The organism is Pseudomonas sp. RIT-PI-o (assembly GCF_001297215.1).
Taxonomy (GTDB): Bacteria; Pseudomonadota; Gammaproteobacteria; order Pseudomonadales; family Pseudomonadaceae; genus Aquipseudomonas; species Aquipseudomonas moraviensis_A.
Genome location: NZ_LHPA01000024.1, coordinates 106177 through 125564 on the forward strand (window position 1 = coordinate 106177; position 19388 = coordinate 125564).

The 19388-nt window shown below is 53.5% G+C and carries 18 protein-coding genes; 6 read left to right on the plus strand and 12 right to left on the minus strand.

Going from position 1 to position 19388, the window contains the following annotated elements:
• The first annotated feature begins 3 nt into the window (after positions 1-3).
• The 3 genes from AEQ63_RS15620 to AEQ63_RS15625 all read left to right on the plus strand — a co-directional run bounded on the left by AEQ63_RS15620 (position 4) and on the right by AEQ63_RS15625 (position 4267).
• Positions 4-240 (plus strand): helix-turn-helix domain-containing protein, encoded by a 237-nt coding sequence (locus tag AEQ63_RS15620; RefSeq protein WP_064364030.1) that lies wholly within the window; start codon positions 4-6, stop codon positions 238-240.
• Between the two features lie 116 nt (positions 241-356).
• Entirely contained in the window at positions 357-1247 is an 891-nt protein-coding gene (locus AEQ63_RS27285) for a Cfr10I/Bse634I family restriction endonuclease (protein WP_201784920.1), read from the plus strand.
• Between the two features lie 191 nt (positions 1248-1438).
• On the plus strand, positions 1439-4267 hold the full coding sequence (locus tag AEQ63_RS15625; protein WP_064364031.1) for a TrlF family AAA-like ATPase: 2829 nt from the start codon (positions 1439-1441) through the stop codon (positions 4265-4267).
• A 77-nt stretch (positions 4268-4344) separates the two neighbouring features.
• Here the strand turns inward: AEQ63_RS15625 and AEQ63_RS15630 are convergent, their stop codons facing one another.
• Positions 4345-4980 (minus strand): hypothetical protein, encoded by a 636-nt coding sequence (locus AEQ63_RS15630; protein ID WP_064364032.1) that lies wholly within the window; start codon positions 4978-4980, stop codon positions 4345-4347.
• A gap of 171 nt (positions 4981-5151) precedes the next feature.
• Between AEQ63_RS15630 and AEQ63_RS15635 the strand changes: the two genes are divergently transcribed.
• Positions 5152-5469: a helix-turn-helix domain-containing protein gene (locus tag AEQ63_RS15635; RefSeq protein WP_064364033.1), complete on the plus strand. Its 318-nt coding sequence runs from the start codon at positions 5152-5154 to the stop codon at positions 5467-5469.
• Between the two features lie 251 nt (positions 5470-5720).
• On the opposite strand, the gene AEQ63_RS15645 is transcribed toward AEQ63_RS15635, so the two are convergent.
• On the minus strand, positions 5721-6689 hold the full coding sequence (locus AEQ63_RS15645) for a DUF932 domain-containing protein (RefSeq protein WP_064364035.1): 969 nt from the start codon (positions 6687-6689) through the stop codon (positions 5721-5723).
• Positions 6690-7509: 820 nt separating this feature from the next.
• Here AEQ63_RS15645 and AEQ63_RS27290 point away from each other — a divergent pair.
• Positions 7510-7725 carry a helix-turn-helix transcriptional regulator gene (locus AEQ63_RS27290; protein ID WP_082367875.1) on the plus strand — a complete coding sequence of 72 codons (216 nt, stop codon included), beginning with the start codon at positions 7510-7512 and terminating at the stop codon, positions 7723-7725.
• A gap of 223 nt (positions 7726-7948) precedes the next feature.
• Positions 7949-9040 (plus strand): YagK/YfjJ domain-containing protein, encoded by a 1092-nt coding sequence (locus AEQ63_RS15655; protein ID WP_064364037.1) that lies wholly within the window; start codon positions 7949-7951, stop codon positions 9038-9040.
• A 51-nt stretch (positions 9041-9091) separates the two neighbouring features.
• Here the strand turns inward: AEQ63_RS15655 and AEQ63_RS15660 are convergent, their stop codons facing one another.
• The 10 genes from AEQ63_RS15660 to eat all read right to left on the minus strand — a co-directional run bounded on the left by AEQ63_RS15660 (position 9092) and on the right by eat (position 19316).
• Positions 9092-9802, minus strand: coding sequence for a hypothetical protein (locus AEQ63_RS15660; RefSeq protein WP_064364038.1), 711 nt, complete (start codon positions 9800-9802; stop codon positions 9092-9094).
• A 58-nt stretch (positions 9803-9860) separates the two neighbouring features.
• The gene (locus AEQ63_RS15665) at positions 9861-11075 is read right to left on the minus strand and encodes a tyrosine-type recombinase/integrase (protein WP_064364150.1); all 1215 of its coding nucleotides are present in this window, start codon (positions 11073-11075) and stop codon (positions 9861-9863) included.
• A gap of 501 nt (positions 11076-11576) precedes the next feature.
• Positions 11577-12323: a S24 family peptidase gene (locus AEQ63_RS15670; protein ID WP_064364039.1), complete on the minus strand. Its 747-nt coding sequence runs from the start codon at positions 12321-12323 to the stop codon at positions 11577-11579.
• Between the two features lie 320 nt (positions 12324-12643).
• Positions 12644-13171: an inorganic diphosphatase gene (gene ppa / locus AEQ63_RS15675; protein WP_003205933.1), complete on the minus strand. Its 528-nt coding sequence runs from the start codon at positions 13169-13171 to the stop codon at positions 12644-12646.
• Positions 13172-13283: 112 nt separating this feature from the next.
• Positions 13284-14096, minus strand: coding sequence for a zinc-dependent peptidase (locus tag AEQ63_RS15680; protein WP_064364040.1), 813 nt, complete (start codon positions 14094-14096; stop codon positions 13284-13286).
• A gap of 4 nt (positions 14097-14100) precedes the next feature.
• On the minus strand, positions 14101-14751 hold the full coding sequence (locus AEQ63_RS15685) for a DedA family protein (protein ID WP_016773001.1): 651 nt from the start codon (positions 14749-14751) through the stop codon (positions 14101-14103).
• A gap of 259 nt (positions 14752-15010) precedes the next feature.
• Complete coding sequence (locus tag AEQ63_RS15690) at positions 15011-15472, minus strand: GNAT family N-acetyltransferase (RefSeq protein ID WP_042610602.1); 462 nt, start codon at positions 15470-15472, stop codon at positions 15011-15013.
• Between the two features lie 115 nt (positions 15473-15587).
• Positions 15588-16421: an ethanolamine ammonia-lyase subunit EutC gene (gene eutC, locus AEQ63_RS15695; RefSeq protein ID WP_442965713.1), complete on the minus strand. Its 834-nt coding sequence runs from the start codon at positions 16419-16421 to the stop codon at positions 15588-15590.
• Positions 16418-17812, minus strand: coding sequence for an ethanolamine ammonia-lyase subunit EutB (locus AEQ63_RS15700; RefSeq protein WP_064364042.1), 1395 nt, complete (start codon positions 17810-17812; stop codon positions 16418-16420). Before AEQ63_RS15700 ends, eutC begins: the two co-directional genes overlap by 4 nt.
• Positions 17813-17864: 52 nt before the next feature.
• Positions 17865-19316 carry an ethanolamine permease gene (gene eat, locus AEQ63_RS15705; RefSeq protein ID WP_064364043.1) on the minus strand — a complete coding sequence of 484 codons (1452 nt, stop codon included), beginning with the start codon at positions 19314-19316 and terminating at the stop codon, positions 17865-17867.
• Positions 19317-19388 lie beyond the last annotated feature (72 nt).

Here is a 19388-nt window from a genome sequence, read left to right on the forward strand (position 1 = left end):
GCCATGAATCTAGCGGACTACTTCGGTCTAGCCATCCGTCGGCACAGAGAACTTTTGCGCCTCAGCCAGGAAGAGCTAGCCAACAGAGCAAATATTGATCGCACCTACATCAGTGGCGTGGAGCGCGGCGCGCGCAATCCGACACTCCTCGTTATGCAAAAAATTGCGACGGCTCTTGGTAGTGACCTAGACGTGATTTTTGCTACCGCTCGCGAAATAGCGCACGCTAAGGAAAGCTGATGCCATACTCATTCGATCACGCTACGGTTTGCATAAACTGCCCTTTTGGAAAGTGTTTTGAAGACAGGCGTGTAAATACGGTTAGAGGGCGAGATACTAAATTTCGGTTTCGTCAGATGGCCGCAATGAACTGTACTTTCACAGATTTCATGCCAGGGTGTGATAATGACCCCGACCCGACGCGTTCATTTGGTGAGTATCTCAAACAGTTTACTAGGAATGCGACCCTAGCTGGTGAAGCACTATTTGGTAGTGACTTTGACGTTAAAACCTCAGCTATTGCAAAAGTGGAGGGGGACGTATTTGAACTGCTAGAGGCCGGTGCGTTCTGGAACGCAGCTGCTGCTTGGAACAACTTTATGGACTCAGGTGTTTGGGGGGCCACGAACTTCACAAAACCAACCCAGGCCGTTCCTACTCCCACTCGAAAAATTGCGGTTGTAAAACTCCCGCGAGGGTACGATGCAACTAAGCTGTTCCGCCCGGAGATTCGCAGTAGTATCTTGGCTCATGAGGCGGCTCTGAGCGCTCGAGGTTTGGCATTAGGGTTGTCTAGCCCAGATATAGTCGGCGTCCGCCTTCCGTTCCCACTCCCCCCAGAATTGTCATGTTTTACTGAACCTGCCGAAAGTTTAAGCGTGGTCAATTTAGTAAAGCTAGAGAATGCACATAAGCTTTTAGAGGGGAGGATTGAGTCGACAGGTTTCTTGTTTGCAGTCGCTGTAAAAAGAACCACTAGGAGTGATCGTTTATATCAGCCTCTCTTCGAAGCTAATGTACTAAAGTATTTAATTGAAGTAGTGCTAAAGGGTGCGGCCTTTAGGTTTTATGCTCACCTGAACTCGTTTGAAGGTGCGGATGTGGTTCGGCATTATAAAGCTGCATCTTTGATTTCGCTTGCAAGGGGAGGAACCCCTACTAAAGCGGTAGATGTACTTTACCTAGCGACATCGCCTCGCGACTCGGCGCAATCAATTCTTGATGATTTTCCGCTTTTTCACCTTTAGATATTAAGCGGTGCGATTCTGCGCTGGGGAGGCCTGTAGATATCCTTAGTCAGCCATAGCAATGAATCGAAGGTACTTGCTTTCTATTTTTGACGTTGATGAATCGGCGATTTTCCGAACGTTATCGTATATTTCTTAACGTCGAATAATCAGCTGAGGTCAGGCTCAGCTCCAAGGATCGAGGACGTTTAATGAGCTTTGAATGGAGTTATCCCGGCGCTCGCTGGTGGAAATTCGACTTCCATACCCATACTCCCGCATCCAAGGATACGGACGCTTGGCAGCGTGCGATGGGGACTGCTGATGAGCTGACGCCTGACCAGTGGCTTCTTAAATACATGTCGGCCGGTATCGACTGCGTTGCGGTCACTGATCACAACAGTGGGGCCTGGGTCGACAAGCTAAAGGCTGCTTACGCGAGCATGCGGGTCGATCCTCCTGACGGATTTCGCGAGCTACACCTGTTCCCAGGGGTAGAGCTTTCTGTTAACGGTGGTTTTCATCTGTTAGCAGTTTTTAATATCGATGCAACCAGCAGTGATATTGACTCTCTCTTAGGCAAGGTCGATTACAGCGGAACGAAGGGGGATAGTGATGGCGTAACCCGGCGTAGTGCAGCGGACGTAGTACAGGCGGTGCTAGACGCCGGCGCTCTACCAATTCCAGCGCATGCCGATGCTAGTAAGGGGTTACTCCAACTCAAGACAGAAGGCTCGACCCAGTCTGCTCTCGATCATCAAACGATAGAACTCCTACTGAGCAATCCTGGCGTGCTTGCTATGGAGGTGTTGACCCCCGCGACCCCCAAGCCCTCTGCATACACCCAAGCAAGATTGAACTGGGCTGAAGTGATTGGTTCTGACTGTCACACCTTCCGAGGGCCTGCTGTACCAGGCTCACGATATACTTGGATCAAGATGGCTAAGCCGTCGCTGGAAGGTCTGAGGTTGGCGCTGTTGGATGGCCAAGGTATTTCAGTTCGCCGAAGCGATGATATCGAACCCTTTTCACCATTTGATAGACCAGAACACTTTGTTGAAGCAATAGAAGTAGCCGATGCTCGTTTCATGGGGCGTAGCAATAAACCTATCAGATTAGAGTTTAACCCTTATTTCAATGCGATAGTTGGCGGTCGAGGCACGGGCAAGTCCACAGTGGTACATTCGCTGCGGCTTGCGTTTAGGAGGGAGCGTGAGCTTGATGCGAGCGGCGATCCTAGTGAAACGTTTACCCGCTTTAACAAAGTTGCCAAGAGTCGCAACGAGCTTGGAGGTTTGCTCGCAGCTACTAATATAAAAATTACACTTAGCCGTGATGGCATCCGCCATAATTTGTTGTGGCGACAAGATGGCCAAGGACAAAATGTCGAAGACTGGTTAGAGGGTGAATGGATAAACTCTGACAATCAAGCTGTTACAGAACAGCGTTTTCCCATAAAGCTATTCAGTCAGGGGCAAATTGCTGCGTTAGCTGGTGAAAGTCAGCAAACTTTGTTGAAGGTAATTGACGAGGCGGCCGAAACTGCTAGTGCTAAGGATTTACTAGAAAGTGCTGCTAGTGTTTTTTTCAGTACTTGTGCAAAATTGCGAGAGCTAAATGTCAGTCTAAAAGGACGTGATGCACTTAATCAGTCATTGCAAGATGTACAGCGTAAGTTGGCGCGCTTTGAGTCCAGTGGTCATGCGGAAATACTAAAGGCTTATCAACGAACCAGCCGACAATCTAGAGAGCTGGATAAGCAATTTGATAGTGTTGATGAACTGGCAGAAAATTTACGCGAGGTTGCCAGAGGACTATTTACGGATGATTTACCTGTTGGTGGGTTCGATCCGATCATTGATGCGGATGCGTTAGGCGTCGTTAGCGAATTGGCGGCATCCGTTATGCGCGCCCATACGCAGTTAGAGGCTATCGCTAGGCAATTGGATGATGATAATGGTGCTTTGAGAGAGCAACTTTTGCAGAGCGGATGGCAAGTAAGAGTTGAAAAAGCAAAAGAAGAATATGACGCGTTAAAAACAGATTTGCAGACTCAAGGCGTTAACGATCCGAGTGAGTACGGCCGTCTAGTACAGGAGCGTCAACGACTTGATGCAGAAGCTAGTCGCTTAAATGAGCTGAAAAAGCAGTTTGACGACTTGATGGCGCGTGCAAAGCTCCAGATGGATGAGGTATGGAGCGCGCGGCGTTCGGTTAGCGATAAACGAGCTCAGTTTTTGCAGGACACGCTAGCAGATAATCGTTTTGTTAGAATAAAACTGATTCCTTATAGTCGTGACCCCTTAGCCATGGATCGCTCGTTGCGCGATTTGCTTGGGGTGCCAGATAGGTTTAAAGATGATATTTATGCTGAGTCGCAAGGTGACTCAGCGGCTAAAGGTATTGTCGCTGATCTGCTGCTCGCTGCTCATCTCCTTGATACACCGATGACTCCAGCTACGCAGCAAATTGAAGATGCAGTTAGAAAAGTGCAAAACCGTTTGATCTCGGCTTGTCGTGGTAAGAATGAGTTTAGTGGCTGGTTTAATAAGTACCTAACAAGCGAGCTTGCAAAGCGGCCCGAGCTTATAAATCATATTTCATGCTGGTTTCCTGAGGATGGTTTGCAGGTTGAGTATAGTCGAAAAGGAAACGGGAAAGATTTCCAGTCGATTGGACAAGCATCGGCTGGTCAGAGAGCCGCAGCAATGCTCGCATTTTTGTTAGCTCATGGTGATGAACCATTGATTTTAGATCAGCCTGAAGACGATTTAGATAACCATTTGATTTATGAGTTAGTGGTACAACAAATTCGTGCTAACAAGCAGCGTCGACAATTGATTATTGTTACGCATAATCCGAACATTGTAGTAAATGGCGATGCCGAAATGATTCATGTGCTTGACTTTAATCATCAGTGTTTTGTTAGTCAGGCAGGATCACTGCAAGATAAAGCGATGCGAGAAGAAATCTGTAAAGTTATGGAAGGAGGAGAGGACGCATTTCAGCGGAGATATCTACGGTTGAGAAAAATTGGGTGATTGTTGTGGGTAATAACGCGTGGCTATCACGCGTTATTATCCATAAGCTATCGTCTCAGTGTTTTTTGGAGATTAAACTACTTGAAGTACTTTTTGTTTAATCCTAGAAGGATCATACTTTTGTCGTAGCATAATGGGATGCTTTGACAGCTCCCGCCAGCGTTCTTGACGTCTTGCTCTTTTACTACCGGAAGATATTTAGGTAAATCTTCATCTTCTATTTCTTTGTCGTCAATTGAGCAATTAAAGCTGGCAGTCGGCATGCAAACCACCTCGGGAAGAGCCTTAGCTGATTTGGTATCTTTAGGTGCGTCAGGGGCTGCGAGGTGTTTTCCGCCAAATCCTGGCCCTGTTCCACTCCTATACGACACTGGATTACCCTGAGTGTCCGCTCCCAAATACCAACCGAAAGTGTAGTGATAACTTACCGCTGGCGCATTTCCCGCAAAATTTCCCGAGTTTGAACAAACTGCCTGGTCATCACACATGGCGTTTTGCTGGCTGCTGATGCTCTCTACACGCTTCTGACCTTCCTTGTCCGTGTAGATGTTGCTAATTCGGACCGGGGTGTTTGGAACGCGGCAGTCCCATTCTTTCAACCCATAGTACTGATCTATCCGAATTAGAGAGCACGCTGCTACATCGTCTTGAGCTTGTACCGCGCTGCCAAGAATCATCAAAAAAGGGAGTAGGACAAGCGTTGAGCGTTTCATGGGGGCCTTCCTTGCAAAGTTAAAAATGAGCGAAGTCTTGATGCGCATCCGAGGGGGTTGCCTCGTCTCAGGGACTCGCTGGGGGCGAGGCTCATCCCAATACTACCAAAACGGTAGTATCGAGCGAAAGACAAGCAATCACGATGCCGTTTTAGTAAATGGATTGTGTGCATGTCAGTCTTGGGAAAGCGCATAAAGCAGGCGCGTGTGCAGGCAGGCTTATCACAGGAGCGATTGGGGTTGGATGCTGGCCTGGATGAGATGTCTGCGAGTACCCGCATGAACCGCTATGAGCTGGGAAAGCGGGTTCCAGCTCCTGACTTCGTCGAGCGTTTGAGCAAGGTGCTCAACGTACCGGCAGCATTTTTTTATGCCGTTGAGGATGATGAGGCGGAGTTGCTGGTCAAGTTTCATAAGCTTCATGCGTTGGGACGCGTGGAGCTAATGAGTCGGTTGGATGAGATGCTTGTCGCTGAGCCCTCAGATTGACATTGCAGGTACCGGGTCCCCGGCCTTTCTGGCTATAACTTCAAATATTACACATGAGACCACCACGCCGATCAGCAAGGGCCAAAAGCGCGCCAGGATGAACACAAGCAGAACTGCCAAGACACAGCTCGCCAGTATTCCGATGAACAGAAAAATTTGGCTGATAAAACGTATTAAATTCATTGCGAGTTCCTTCAGGCATAAAGCTGCTTGAGCGGCGACCGCTCAAGCAGTTGTGGTGGAAAGCAGCGTCAGGCTACCAATCGAAGAGCTGAGTCGAGGGCGCGTTGTTTGATTGTCGCACCCTGACCGAACCAGGCTGAATCTACACGGTACTCCGAGGTCCTGGCCCTGCGCTCGTGATCAACGTATTCAGTCACTGCGTTCAATAGACCCCATGCTGTGCCTCGGGCGGATTCCAGATCCGCCCCTCGGCCCTTTCCTTCGTACAGGCTTTGCACTTTTTCCATCGCTCGTTTATTTGGCAGCACTTCGGGGATGGGGTCCCCAGAGCCGGTGTCGCACAGTACTTCCATGAAAAAGCCCATAGCCTCATGCCACTGTACTTTGCGTGCGGCGAGCATGTTCATTCGATACATGAATTCGTCCCATTGCGAGACGGCGATGCCCAACTGTTTCTTCACTGTCTGTGGAACAAAACGTGTGCTGTGTGGGACCTTGATGGCGTGTGTGGCTCCATCCAATGCAACCGCCAGTGTGTTGTTGCAAACCACACGAATGCTGGTGGGCGTTGCCGTGGTGGCTAGTGTGCCGTCACAAGAGGTTGCCAGCAGCAGATAGCCGTTCACCTGATCGTTTCCTTTGAGTGTGGTCGCTTGGCCCGTTCTGGCGAGAGCCCAGAATTTGCGGCCTCCTTTCAATACACCTGCCGTTTCCAACTCATACCCTGATACCTCAGTGAGATCTCGGTAGAACTCCAGCACTTCCCCAGGCTGGACCACTTGATAACGACTAGAAACCACCGACAACGGAGATTTTGTGTCGGAACGGTAAAGGACTTTCTGTTCTGAAAAGGAGTGAATCGTGCTCAGGTGTCCGACGGCATCGGCTTTGAAATGTACGGGGCTTTCCTCGATCTGCCAGCTCATCCCGGCTTCTCTCTGCCATATCTCCAGAGGTTGCTTCGGCGAAAGACTGGAGCCCAAGCCGTGCCAAGGTGCTGCACCGCTGTACGCCATGTGTTCGATAAGGTGTGTCATGCAATGTCCTTAAAGTTATTGCCACAGCTCATCCTCCATACAGACTCATAGGGGGGACGGTGGCGTATTTTTTAACGGGAGGTGGAAACGTTATGGGGCTGGTGAGACTTAGGGCCCAGCCCGGATTTAACGGTGTCTGGCGAGGTTCAAGCAGCTTCGGCAGGCACTGGGAGATAGCGTGTTTTGAACGCTGTTATTTGCGTTGGTAAAGCTGGCAGCTTCCCTCGAAAGTGCGTGAAGGAAAGCTCCAGCGAACCCGGTGAATGGGCTGTTTCTGCTCAGCTTAGATTTCACGTCCTTTCCGTCAGCGATAGCCTGCAACGTGGCACCAGCCAGTGAAATAATTGAGAAAATTTTCCGAGAGGGTGTGTTCGAAGCTCTTGGATTTGGACTGCATGATGGGCAACTGTTTGGCATGCCTGTGCTCCTGTTGAATGGACAAATAGGTCTTGAGAGGCCTGCTCTTTGCAGGTTGGTTGCCGACGAGGATGCCCAAAAACTTGGACTCTCCTGTTCATGATGTGTGGCTGAGATTTTTTGCGTTGTTGCTTGGATCGGTTCTGGGCAACAACCGAGCTCTAGCATTGCAAGATGGGTTTTGAGCAACGCTGGGCCAGATCTGAAGCCATCGACCTCGTTGGCCGGTGGTGGGGAGGGGGGAGTTAGGGGGCAAGGATTTGCTGCCTCGTGATGATGGCTTCGTGTCTCATTTTTCCAATGGCCCAAATCGTGTATTTTTTTAATTCGAGAAGAGCACAACCACGCCTGTTGATGTGCCGGTAGAGTTTTCTCTCCGCAACGATACGAAGGTAGGCAAATGATGAGTTCAGATACCCCACCAACCGCCAGAATTTTGAGGCTCACACAGGTCCGCGAGCGTTTGGGGCTCTCACGTTCAACCATTTATGATCGGCTCAACAATCGCTCTCCTCGCTACGATGCTTCATTCCCTAAGCCCGTGAAAATAGGGATCTCTGCCGTAGGTTGGATCGAATCCTCGCTGAACGAATGGATAGGCAATCGCCCTAGCTGTTGACACCGTAAATCGAGTTGATCGAGGAGTTGGGTTTTGGCACTAACTCTTTAAGTTATAAATTTTTTAGCTATTAGTATTTACTAACAATTTCCCAGTCAAAGCGCCACCGCTATAGGCATAAGCCTTCAGGCGAGTTCTGGTTCATTTGTTATTGTTAATATGAATAAAAGAAATACGTCTATAAAACTAATCTTGATAGCAGCCGGAAGGAATGGGGTTGGCCATGTACTCAGAAAATGAAATGGCACTATTTGCATCTTGTTATAAGACGGCGGGGAGTAATGCGGGTGGGGGAGAATTAGCTGTTCGTGTGTTAGGTGATGAGTGGCATGTTGCAGATTATATTTGCACGATAGAAAAAGTGTTGAAAAAAATAATGTCGACTAAGAGTCCTTTGTTTTATGTGGTGCCGATTGGTCGGTCCGGTGGTCATAGATTGAAGATGAGTGAGCTCGGAGTTAAGTTCATTAATCTTCTACAGGCTGAACTTAAGTTGGTGTCTAGGAATTTCCCTTGCTATGAATTTAATCCGTATGTTTCTATCTTCTTTGATGTTGCCTACAAGCTTGAGCTTAATAACTTGGCTTGGGAGCTAAGGGGTAAGCTTGTACCAAACCTTACCTTGTCTGTGGCTACCCTAAATACAGCTATTGAAGAGCTTAGGCGCTTAGGTAAGATGGAAAGATTTAAGGCTAAATTAAGAAATTTCCGTCGTGTTGCGGATAAGAATTTTATTGAGGTTAAAAGATATATAAACGGGATGTTCTCAGTTTATTCGCGGCTTATGGTTGTTCGTCTTGATCTCGGATACAGTAGGACGCTAGCAGATATAGACATCGAAAAAGAAGTTGAGCACAGGAATGTAAGTAAAGATAGAGTGGAATTTTTTAAGGCTTTAAATAAGTTAGCAAAAGATAAGATGGTCGGTTTTGTTTGGAAATTAGAGTATGGCCTGGATAAATTTTATCACTACCATTTGATGTTGTTTTTCGACGGTTCTCAGGTCCAAGAAGATGTCATGTGGGCCAAGCGGGCAGGAGAGATCTGGGTCGGCGAGGTTACAAACGGTGATGGTGTTTACTTTAATTGTAATAGTAAGAAATATCTTTACAGAGACTGCGGAATTGGAATTGTAGAGCATCATGATCAAAAAAAGCGCGAAAACTTAATGCTGGCCGCCTCTTACTTAACGAAGCCCGACTATTATTTGCGAATGGTTCACCCGGGAAAATCTCGAGCACTCGGTAAGGGGTTAGCGCCTAAAATACCAGCTAAGAAGATGGGAAGGCCCAGGTCACTGGTTCAAGCCTCATAAAAAACAACTCAAGCCTAGCACTGGCTTGAGTTGTTTTTTATGAGGTGAAGATCAAGATTTAAATCCAAACTCTTTGAATATATCATCATGGATAATCCACTTTCTTATGGTTTTTCCAGCATTGTCCCCTGAAAGGATGAACTCTTTATTTGATTGAAGCTCTTTCATGATGGAGTTAACGGCATCTGTTGCTGTAATCCAGTTGCTCGTTGATCGTTTAGCCGTTAAGAGTTTCTTGATTAGCAGCTTTACAGCGTCATAACGTTTAGCTGCTTTTATTCCGCCAGTTGAGTTGCTTGTTTTCTTTGATTGGTTTTTTTCTTGTCGGATTGTAGCCATCTCTTTTTCTGCGAGTGTCCCGCTTAGAAATAAGGCCTCGGCAACGTAAGACCAAGCCTTTTCCGTTTCTCCCTCTTCCACAGCTAGGGTCGCCATTATGGTCAGCGTAAGCGAGGCGTAATAAAAGTACTCATAAGAATTTCTCGCGAGCCCTAACGTATGTTTCACCCAAAGAACTTCGATATTGTTGGTGAGCTCGGAATTTATTCTTATGTCATTTTCTATTTCTTTTTTGAGTCGGTTGAAATTGGTTTTCTTGTCGATGAGCTTGGTACTCTCATCAAGTAACTGGAAGTTCTTTTCAATTGCGTCTCGTGGAGTTCGGTGGGCTAGTGCTTGATAAAATTCTTCAGTTACGCCTAGCCCCGTTGTTTCATTCTTTTTAGGCTCCGGCGCGGCTACTTTTTTGTCAATGGTAGGCATCTAAAGTCCTGGTTTTTTGACCGCATAGTTAGTTTTAATTGCTGTTTGCTAAAGTTTTTTATTCCGCTGGGGCGCTGGTTTTGCTTCCCATAAAGCTTGCCCAGTCGGTCATCAATGCTCTGCGTTTGTCTAGAAAATCTGAGCGAGAGTACGCCCCTTCAGTTTGATCACGTTCATCATGCGCCAGAGCCATCTCGCAAACCTCCCGTGGGTAGTGAGTGCATTCACCGGCCCAGTCTCTAAATGAGGATCGAAAGCCGTGTCGGGTGATGTGTTCGTACCCCATGCCATGCAGGAGCGTCCGTACTGCGTTTGCGTGCATGACTCCTGTCTTGCCCTGGCCTGGAAATAGAAAGGCGCTTCCCTCATCTCGTGGAATGCTCTTCACCAGCTTTACGACTTCCTCGGCAAGCGGAATTACGAAAGCTACCCGCATCTTCATTCGCTCACCTGGCAGCGACCAAGTCCCAGCTTTTAGATCAAACTCATCCCAGCGAGCGAACCTGACCATGTGGGCGCGTGCGCTGGTCATGATCAACAGTTGAGCGGCCTGAGACGGAGGTGTCGAGTTTGTCCTGAGCTTTAACATCAACTCAGGCACTTCCTGCCAGCGCAAGGCTTCAAAGTGCTCACGCTTCCGAGCCTTCCTCTTTTCAGAACGGCTCAGCAGGTTGTCTAAGTGCCCGCGCCAGCGAGCAGGGTTCTCACCCTGTCGGAGGTTGCGTGCTTTGGCTGCATCCAGAACTTGCTCAATCTGGCCGCGTACCTCGTCAGCGGTTCTGGTCTTGGTTGCCCAAATGGGTTGTAACACCTTGAGCACTTCGGGAGTACCGATGTCTTCGGCTGACAGCTTGCCTATGTGATCAAACGCATACAGCTCCAGCTTCCGCAGCCAACCTTTACGCCACTTCTCCGACCACGCGGCGCCATGAGCATCACGGTATTCCGTTGCGAGCGTCTCGAACTTCAGTTGCTTGGCTTCGCTTGCACGCTGGGCTTCCCGTTGAGCTGCTCGCTCTATGTCTCTGGCTGCCAAGGGATCGATGCCATCACTCAGTTGGCTGCGTTTAGCACTCGCATCTTGCCTGGCCTTCTTGAGGCTCACCTCAGGGAATGAGCCCAAGCCCATCTCTCTACGACGACCTGCCAGTTGGAAGCGAAGTGTCCAGGATTTACTTCCGCTAGGTTTGACTTCCAACCGTAGGCCATCACCATCTTCATAGGTGCCAGGTTCGGTCAGGTTTTCGACTTGTTTCGGATTCAGCTTAGCCATTAGATTTCCCCTGCCGTCCCTTTTGTCCCCCCACCTGTCCCCCCACTTCATCGTTGGATGAGGTCAAATGGCGTTGAACACCATCGGACAGGGGAATGCCTGAAAGCCCCGGAATAGCTAAGCTATCAGGAAGATTCTTGGATGGGATAGGATTATTTCGGACAATTAAAAAGCCGGCTTGTGGCCGGCTTCTCGGGGACTGGCTTGGTTTATTTTTGGTAAACCGCGCCAGCCTTCAAAACGTACATCCGGATCTGCGTCCGGCTGTGGGACTTGGTCAGACGTTGGTCTGCTGCGTCGGGCGTCATCCGAGCCGCTGGGCGGGTCGATGCGCGAATGTGGGGCGCAGGATACTGAGTTTTGCTTTGGATTCCCAGCCTCAAGTGCGGCTTAGAGCGACTGAAGCGGTACAAACTCGGGATTTGTACCGGTTGTCAGGGCCTCTTCGCGAGCAGGCTCGCTCCCACAGGTTCTGCGCAAGGCTTGATATCAGCGCACGCATCACAGAAACGGCACCACCGGCCTGCGCTTGCCCAGTGTCGACCACCAGAACACCCAGCCAAGGATGTGAATCCGCTGCTCATCGATCTGCGCCGGCCGGAATACCTCGTCGGGGTATTCGGCGCTGTTGTGGCTGCGCATGCGCAGGCCGTTGCCGGGCATGCGGTGCAGGTATTTGATGCGCAGCATGCCGTCGTGTTCGATGGCGTAGATTTCCCCGTCGACGACCTGGGTCAGGCCGCGGTCGATGGCGACGATGGAGCCGTCTTCGATGCGTTCGGCCATGCTGTTGCCGATCATGTGCGCGCAGATGGCGTTGGCGTGCTGGATGTCGAGTTGATCGAGGTGGGCGCGGGGCAGGCGCAGGGATTGGTCGGGGTCTAGGATGACGTGGGTTTTGCCGTCGCCATTGGCGATCGGAGTTTCCTTGAAAAACGCCAGGTCGATGTCGCTGGGATTGATGACGGTGTAGACGCCGCAGATCGACTGGGCATCGAACGTGTCGCCATTGCTGGCGGGCGGGTGCAGGCGTGGGACCTCCTTGACGCCTTCCCCGGTTTTCAGCCATTCACTATTGACCGACAACAGGCGTGAGACTTCTTCCATGCGATACGCCGGGACGCCCCGGGTGTACCAGTTATGAACGTTTTGGGCTTCCGTGCCCCAGAACCTTGCGAAATCCGTGGTGCTGATGTTCGCTGCTTCCAGGAGTGCCTTGAATCGTGGACCGCTAGTGTTCTTTCTCATAAACACGGAGTCTACGGCCGGACTAGAGCGGTTTGAATAAACCGGGCGTTCAAAAAAAGCCTGTATTTTGCGACGGGATGTAAGACGCGCTTGTGGGAAATTAAACAGATTAAAACTGCATGTAGGAATTTAAACGGTTTGTTTAATCGGGCTTTTTCAAGAGCCCCTCACCCCAGCCCTCTCCCGGAGGGAGAGGGGGCCGACCAGAGCGTATTTCGAGTTACATCGACTTGAAGAACCGAGTCGATTATGCAGACGCCGATAACAAAAAACCCCGGAAGTCCGGGGTTTTTTTCAAGCTTCACGCAAAGCGCAATGACTTAGCCCTTGTAGGCGGCAACCGACTTGGTGATCGCTTCGCGGGCGGCGTCTGCGCCGGCCCAGCCTTCGATCTTGACCCACTTGCCTTTCTCGAGATCCTTGTAGTTCGCGAAGAAGTGCTCGATCTGCTGGATCAGCAGGGGTGGCAGGTCGGTGTATTCCTTCACGTCGACGTACAGCTGCGACAGCTTGTCGTGTGGCACTGCGATGACTTTGGCATCGCCGCCGCCGTCGTCGGTCATGTTCAGGATGCCGACCGGACGGGCGCGGATGACCGAGCCTGGCGCTACCGGGTAAGGAGTCACAACCAGCACGTCGAGGGGATCACCGTCGTCAGCCAGGGTGTTCGGGATGTAACCGTAGTTGGCCGGGTAGAACATTGGGGTGGCCATGAAACGGTCAACGAACAGGCAATCGCTGTCTTTGTCGATTTCGTACTTGATCGGCGCGTGGTTGGCCGGGATCTCGATCGCGACGTAGATGTCGTTCGGCAGGTCTTTGCCAGCCGGAATCTTGCTGTAGCTCATTGGGCGTTGCCCCCGTAGTTGACCAAAAACACTTGGCCGGATTGACCAAAAAGTGGCGGCGATTATAGGCACATTCCTACGCCGACGCCACGTACCAGAAGTCGTGCAGAGCTTAGTCGTGCGCCTGATAGACCGGGTCTGTGGCCTGAAGTTGCCGCAGTCTGCCCAACGGATCCTGCCGGTAGAAAAGCTGCAGCTGCAAGTAGACCTGTGGATAAGCCTCGTGGAGCAGATCCGGGGCGCTGAAGAAGTATTCGCTGGTGACGGCGAAGAACTCCGCCGGGTTCTCGGCGGCATAGGGATCGATGGCGGTTTCGGCGTCGGGATCGTGGTCGAGCTGGCGGTTGAGGTCGTCGTAAGCGGCCTGCATCACCGCGGCCCAGTCGCTGACGCGCATATCGGCATGCAACGGCGGCAGGCCGTTGGCGTCGCCGTTGAGCATATCGAGCTTGTGCGCCAGTTCGTGGATCACCAGGTTGTAGCCTTCCCAGCCACCGCTGGCCTGTACGCCGGGCCAGGCGAGAATCACCGGCCCCTGCTGCCAGGCTTCACCGCTGTGTTCGCCGTCCCACTCATGCTCGACGCCGCTGGCATCGCGATGGCGTTGCGGGCTGAGGAAGTCGTCCGGGTACAGCACGATCTCGTGAAACCCCTGATACCAGTTCAGTTCACCGAGATGCAGCAGCGGCAACTGTGCTTGCGCGGCGAGCAGCAGGCGTTGCTCCTGATGCAGTTCGACACCGGGCAGGGCGGTCAGGCGTTTGTCGTCGAGAAACAGCACGCAGGCTTCGCGCAACCACTGGTCTTCAGCAGCGCTGATGCCGTCGAGAAAGGAGAGCTGATGGCGCACCCGTTGCCACAGGTCGTTGGCAATCGGGTGCCTGGCGAGGATGCGCCGGCGACGCCAGGCGCTCAGTGACCACATCGGATCAGTGTGATTGCACTTTGGTGCCGCCGAAACGGCTGCGCACCACGCCGATGATCATCGGCACCAGCGACAGCAGGATGATGGCCACCACCAGCAGCGAGAGGTTTTTCTTGATGAACGGCACGTTGCCGAAGAAGTAACCGAGCGTGACCAGACCGCCGACCCAGAGGATGGTGCCGAGCACGCTGAAGCCGAAGAACCGCGGGTACGGCATCCGCGCCACACCGGCCACGAACGGCGCGAAGGTGCGGATGATCGGCAGGAAGCGCGCCATGGTCACGGTCTTGCCGCCGTGCTTGTCGTAGAAATCGTGGGTCTTTTGCAGGTAATCGCGGCGGAAGATTTTCGAGTTCGGGTTGCTGAACAACTTCTCCCCAGCCGTGCGTCCGATCACATAGTTGGTGCTGTCGCCCATGATCGCCGCCAGCATCAGCAGGCCGCCAAGCAACACCGGATCCATGCCGCCGCCGGCCGCTACCGCGCCGGCGATGAACAGCAGCGAGTCGCCCGGCAGGAACGGCATCACCACCAACCCGGTTTCACAGAAGATCACCAGAAACAGGATGGCGTAGATCCATGGCCCATAGTTGTTCACCAGCAAATCGAGGTACACATCGAGATGCAGGATAAGGTCGAGCGGGTTGAAATCCATGGGGGCACCTGTATGACGGCCCGACTCGGCAGGCCTGTGCGGTTGACTTCGTGTAAGCCTACAGCGGGGTGTAGTTTTTCTTACAAGCCGGAAAGATCGGGATTATACGGTCTGACCGCTGAAAAGCGCGCCGGTTTTGTAGCGGGGAGTGTCGTGGTGTGAACAATTGTCAGCCCTGAAAAGATCGCAGCCTTCGGCAGATCCTGCAATTGGAGCGCGTTGCGCTGCAGGAGCTGCCGAAGGCTGCGATCTTTTGCGGTCAGAGCTCGTCGCTGATCGGCAGCACGTAGTTCTTGAACTCGGTGTCTTCCTTGAAGCCGATGGATTCGTAGGTTTTCTGCGCCACTTCGTTGTCTGCGCTGGTCGAGACGCGCATGCGCACGGCCTGGGTTTCCTTGGCCATTTTCTTCGCGGTGCGGATCAGGTTGTCGGCCACCAGTTGCCGGCGCGCGTCTTCAGCGACGTAGATATCGTTGAGAATCCACACGCGTTTGAGCGACAGCGACGAGAAGCTCGGATAGAGCTGGCAGAAACCCATGAGTTTCCTGTCGTCATCGTCGGCCAGGGCCAGATAGATCACCGACTCTTTGCGGCGCAGGCGTTTTTCGAGGAACGCCCGGGAGGAATCCGGGTAAGGCAGGGAGCCGTAGAACTCGCGATATTTGACGAACAATGGAGTCAGCAAATCCAGATGTTCGAGGGTCGCTTGAATAATCCGCATGATAGGTCTCGTCTTCAAGTGGCTGTCTTCAACTGCTCTGACGGCGATGGGAAACCCGCGCGGCCGTGCGTCGATCCTGCCTGAAAGCAGCGCAGAATGGCAATGCGGAAACGGTTCAGGCTGGCGGCGGATCGAGCAGGAAGTTACCTTTCATGTCGACAGTGTCATCCGTCTCCAATGTATGAAGCTGGGCTTCGTCCTTCAAATTGACTCCCGATAGCTGCCGACGGCAGGCTTCGCGCATCAGATACAGCAAGCGATGCGCCGCCATGCCGTAGCTCAAGCCTTCAAGACGAACATTGGAAATGCAATTGCGATACGCGTCGGTCAGACCGACCTTCGGCGCGTAGGTGAAATACAGCCCGAGGCTGTCCGGCGAACTCAGGCCCGGGCGCTCGCCAATCAGCATCACCAGCATTTTCGCCCCGAGCAACTGGCCGATTTCGTCTCCGATGGCGACGCGACCCTGTTCGACCAGCACCACGGGGGCCACGGACCAGCCGTCGCCGCTCATCTGTTCTTCCAGCCGCGTCAGAAATGGAAGCGTGTGCCGATGCACCGCCAGCGCCGACAGGCCATCAGCGACGACAAGCACCAGATCGATTCCGCCCGGATGTTGGCTGGCGTAGTCCCGCAAGGTCTGCGCTGATTCATCGTTGAGTTTGCGTCCCAAATCCGGGCGTTGCAGGTAGCTGTCACGATCGGGCGCGGCGCTGTGCAGCAGCAGGGTTTCCCGCCCGCGCTCGCTGAGCTGGCTGCTGATCTCGGCATGGTCGAAGGCCAGATGCACGGCATCACGGGCCTGTGCGTGGGCAAACTGAAAATCCAGCTGCGCCCGCGTCGGCAGGCTGGTGCCGGTGCGGCCCAAGGCAATCCGCGCCGGGGTCAGGCGACGCAGTTCCAGCCAGGGGTTTTGCGGATCGACCCGTGGTTTTTCCATAAGATTCATCCCAAGTGCGCCAAGGCCTGGCGGAAGGCCGGCGGCAGGTTGTTGCCGAAGCGAACCTTGCCGTCCGCCTGGGTGAAGATGCCCATGTTGGCCAGCCATTGCTCGAACTCTGGCGCCGGTTTCAGGCCCAGGGTCTGGCGGGCGTACAAGGCGTCGTGAAAGGAAGTGGTCTGGTAATTGAGCATGATGTCGTCGGAGCCGGGGATGCCCATGATGAAGTTGATCCCGGCGACGCCGAGCAACGTCAGCAGGGTGTCCATGTCGTCCTGATCGGCTTCGGCATGGTTGGTGTAGCAGATGTCGCAGCCCATCGGCACGCCGAGCAACTTGCCGCAGAAGTGATCTTCGAGGCCGGCGCGGATGATCTGCTTGCCGTTGTACAGATATTCCGGTCCGATAAATCCTACGACGGTGTTCACCAAAAACGGCTTGAAATGTCGCGCCACGGCGTAGGCCCTGGTCTCGCAGGTCTGTTGGTCAACGCCGTGATGGGCATTGGCTGACAGCGCGCTGCCCTGACCAGTTTCGAAATACATCAGGTTCTGCCCGAGGGTGCCGCGCTTGAGACTGAGTCCGGCGTCGTAGCCTTCCTGCAACACGTTGAGGTTGATGCCGAAACTGGCATTGGCGGCTTCGGTGCCGGCAATCGACTGGAACACCAGATCCAATGGCACGCCACGATTGATCGCCTCGATCGAGGTGGTGACGTGGGTCAGTACGCAGGCCTGGGTCGGGATGTCGTAGCGCTGGATGATCGCGTCGAGCATCTCCAGCATCGCGCAGATCGAAGCGATGCTGTCGGTGGCCGGGTTGACGCCGATCATCGCATCGCCGTTGCCGTAGAGCAGACCGTCGAGAATGCTCGCGGCGATACCGGACGGCTCGTCAGTCGGGTGGTTGGGTTGCAGGCGGGTCGACAAGCGCCCGCGCAAACCGAGGGTGCCGCGAAATTTTGTCACCACACGGATTTTCTGCGCCACCAGCACCAGGTCCTGCACGCGCATGATTTTCGACACGGCGGCGACCATCTCCGGGGTCAGGCCGGGGGCGAGGGCGCGCAGGCTGGTTTCGTCAGCGGCATCGCTGAGCAGCCAGTCGCGAAAGCCGCCGACGGTGAGGTGGCTGACCACGGCGAAGGCCTGTGCGTCGTGGGTGTCGATGATCAGCCGGGTGACTTCATCGGCTTCGTAAGGAATCAGCGCTTCCTGCAGAAAGTGCGTGAGCGGGATGTCCGCCAGCGTCATTTGCGCGGCCACCCGTTCGCCGTCGTTGAGTGCCGCGATCTCGGCGAGGAAGTCTCCCGAGCGTGCCGGGCTGGCCTTGGCCATGACGTCTTTGAGGCTGTCGAAGCGGTAAGTCTGCGCGCCGACCGTGTGAGCAAAACTGGCCATTCAGCGTTCTCCGTGACGGCGCAGAACAGCTCTGCGCCGTGGTTTTCGACAATCAGTGCAAGGCTTGTTCAGCTTTTTGAATCGCCGCGAATTCTTCTTCCGGCGTGCCTGCTACCAAGTGATGCCGACTGTAGAAAGCAAAGTAAGCAATTAACACTCCATAGATGATCGCCGCGCCGATCACCACCCGTGGATCGACGAGGAACCCCGCCACCACGGCGAGGCAGGCCAGCACCAGCGCGACACCCGAGGTGAAAATGCCGCCCGGCGTACGGTACGGTCGGTCCATTTTGGGGCGGCGGATGCGCAGGGTGATGTGCGCGGCCATCATCAGCACATAGGAAATGGTAGCGCCGAACACCGCGACCAGAATCAGCAGGTCGCCCTGACCGGTCAGCGACAGACCAAAGCCGATGATGCCCGGAATCACCAGCGCCAGCACCGGCGCTTTGCTCTTGTTGGTCTGCGACAGTTTGCGCGGCAGGTAACCGGCCCGCGACAGCGCGAAGATCTGCCGCGAGTAGGCGTAGATGATCGAGAAGAAACTGGCGATCAGCCCGGCCAGACCGACAAGATTGACGAAGCTGCCCATCCAGGTCGAGCCGCCGTAAGCTTTACTCAACGCCTCGACCAGCGGGTTGCCGGAGGTCAGCAACGAGTTGGCACCAGCGCCGCCAGGGCCGACGATCAGAATCAGCAGGGCAAACATCAGCAGCACCAGCATTGCCCCGATCAGGCCACGCGGCAGATCGCGCTTGGGATTTTTGGTTTCTTCGGCGGCCAGCGGCACGCCTTCGACGGCGAGAAAAAACCAGATTGCATAGGGAATCGCCGCCCATACGCCGACATAACCGAAGGGCAGAAACGGGCTGGCGCCGACCGCAGTGGTCACCGGGATGTCGAGCAGATTGGCGATGTCGAAGTGCGGCACCATCGCCACCAGAAACACGCCCAGCGCCAACGCGGCGACGGCGGTGATGATGAACATCAGTTTGAGCGCTTCACCGACCCCGAAAATATGGATGGCGATGAAGATGATGTAGAACGCCAGATAGATCATCCAGCCGCCAATGCCGAACAGCGACTCGCAGTAGGCACCGATAAACACCGCGATGGCGGCGGGGGCGATGGCGTACTCAATGAGGATCGCCGTGCCGGTGAGAAATCCGCCCCATGGCCCGAACGCACTGCGGGCGAAACCGTAGCCGCCGCCGGCGGTGGGAATCATCGAGGACAGTTCGGCCAGGGAAAAGCACATGCACAGGTACATGGTCGCCATCAGCAGTGTGGCGAGAAACATGCCGCCCCAGCCACCTTGGGCAAGGCCGAAGTTCCAGCCGGCGTAGTCGCCGGAAATCACATAGGCGACGCCGAGGCCGACGAGCAGGACCCAGCCGGCGGCGCCTTGTTTCAGTTCGCGTTGCTGGAAATAGTCGGAGCCGACTTTTTCGAAGTCGACGGAGGAGCCGGTTGCCGGAGCGCCGGCCGGGGATTCGCTTGGCATAGGGTTCACCTTTCTTATTGTTTTATAGGCCCGGCTACAGCCAAGCCATTGGGTTGAATGGCACAACGCTTT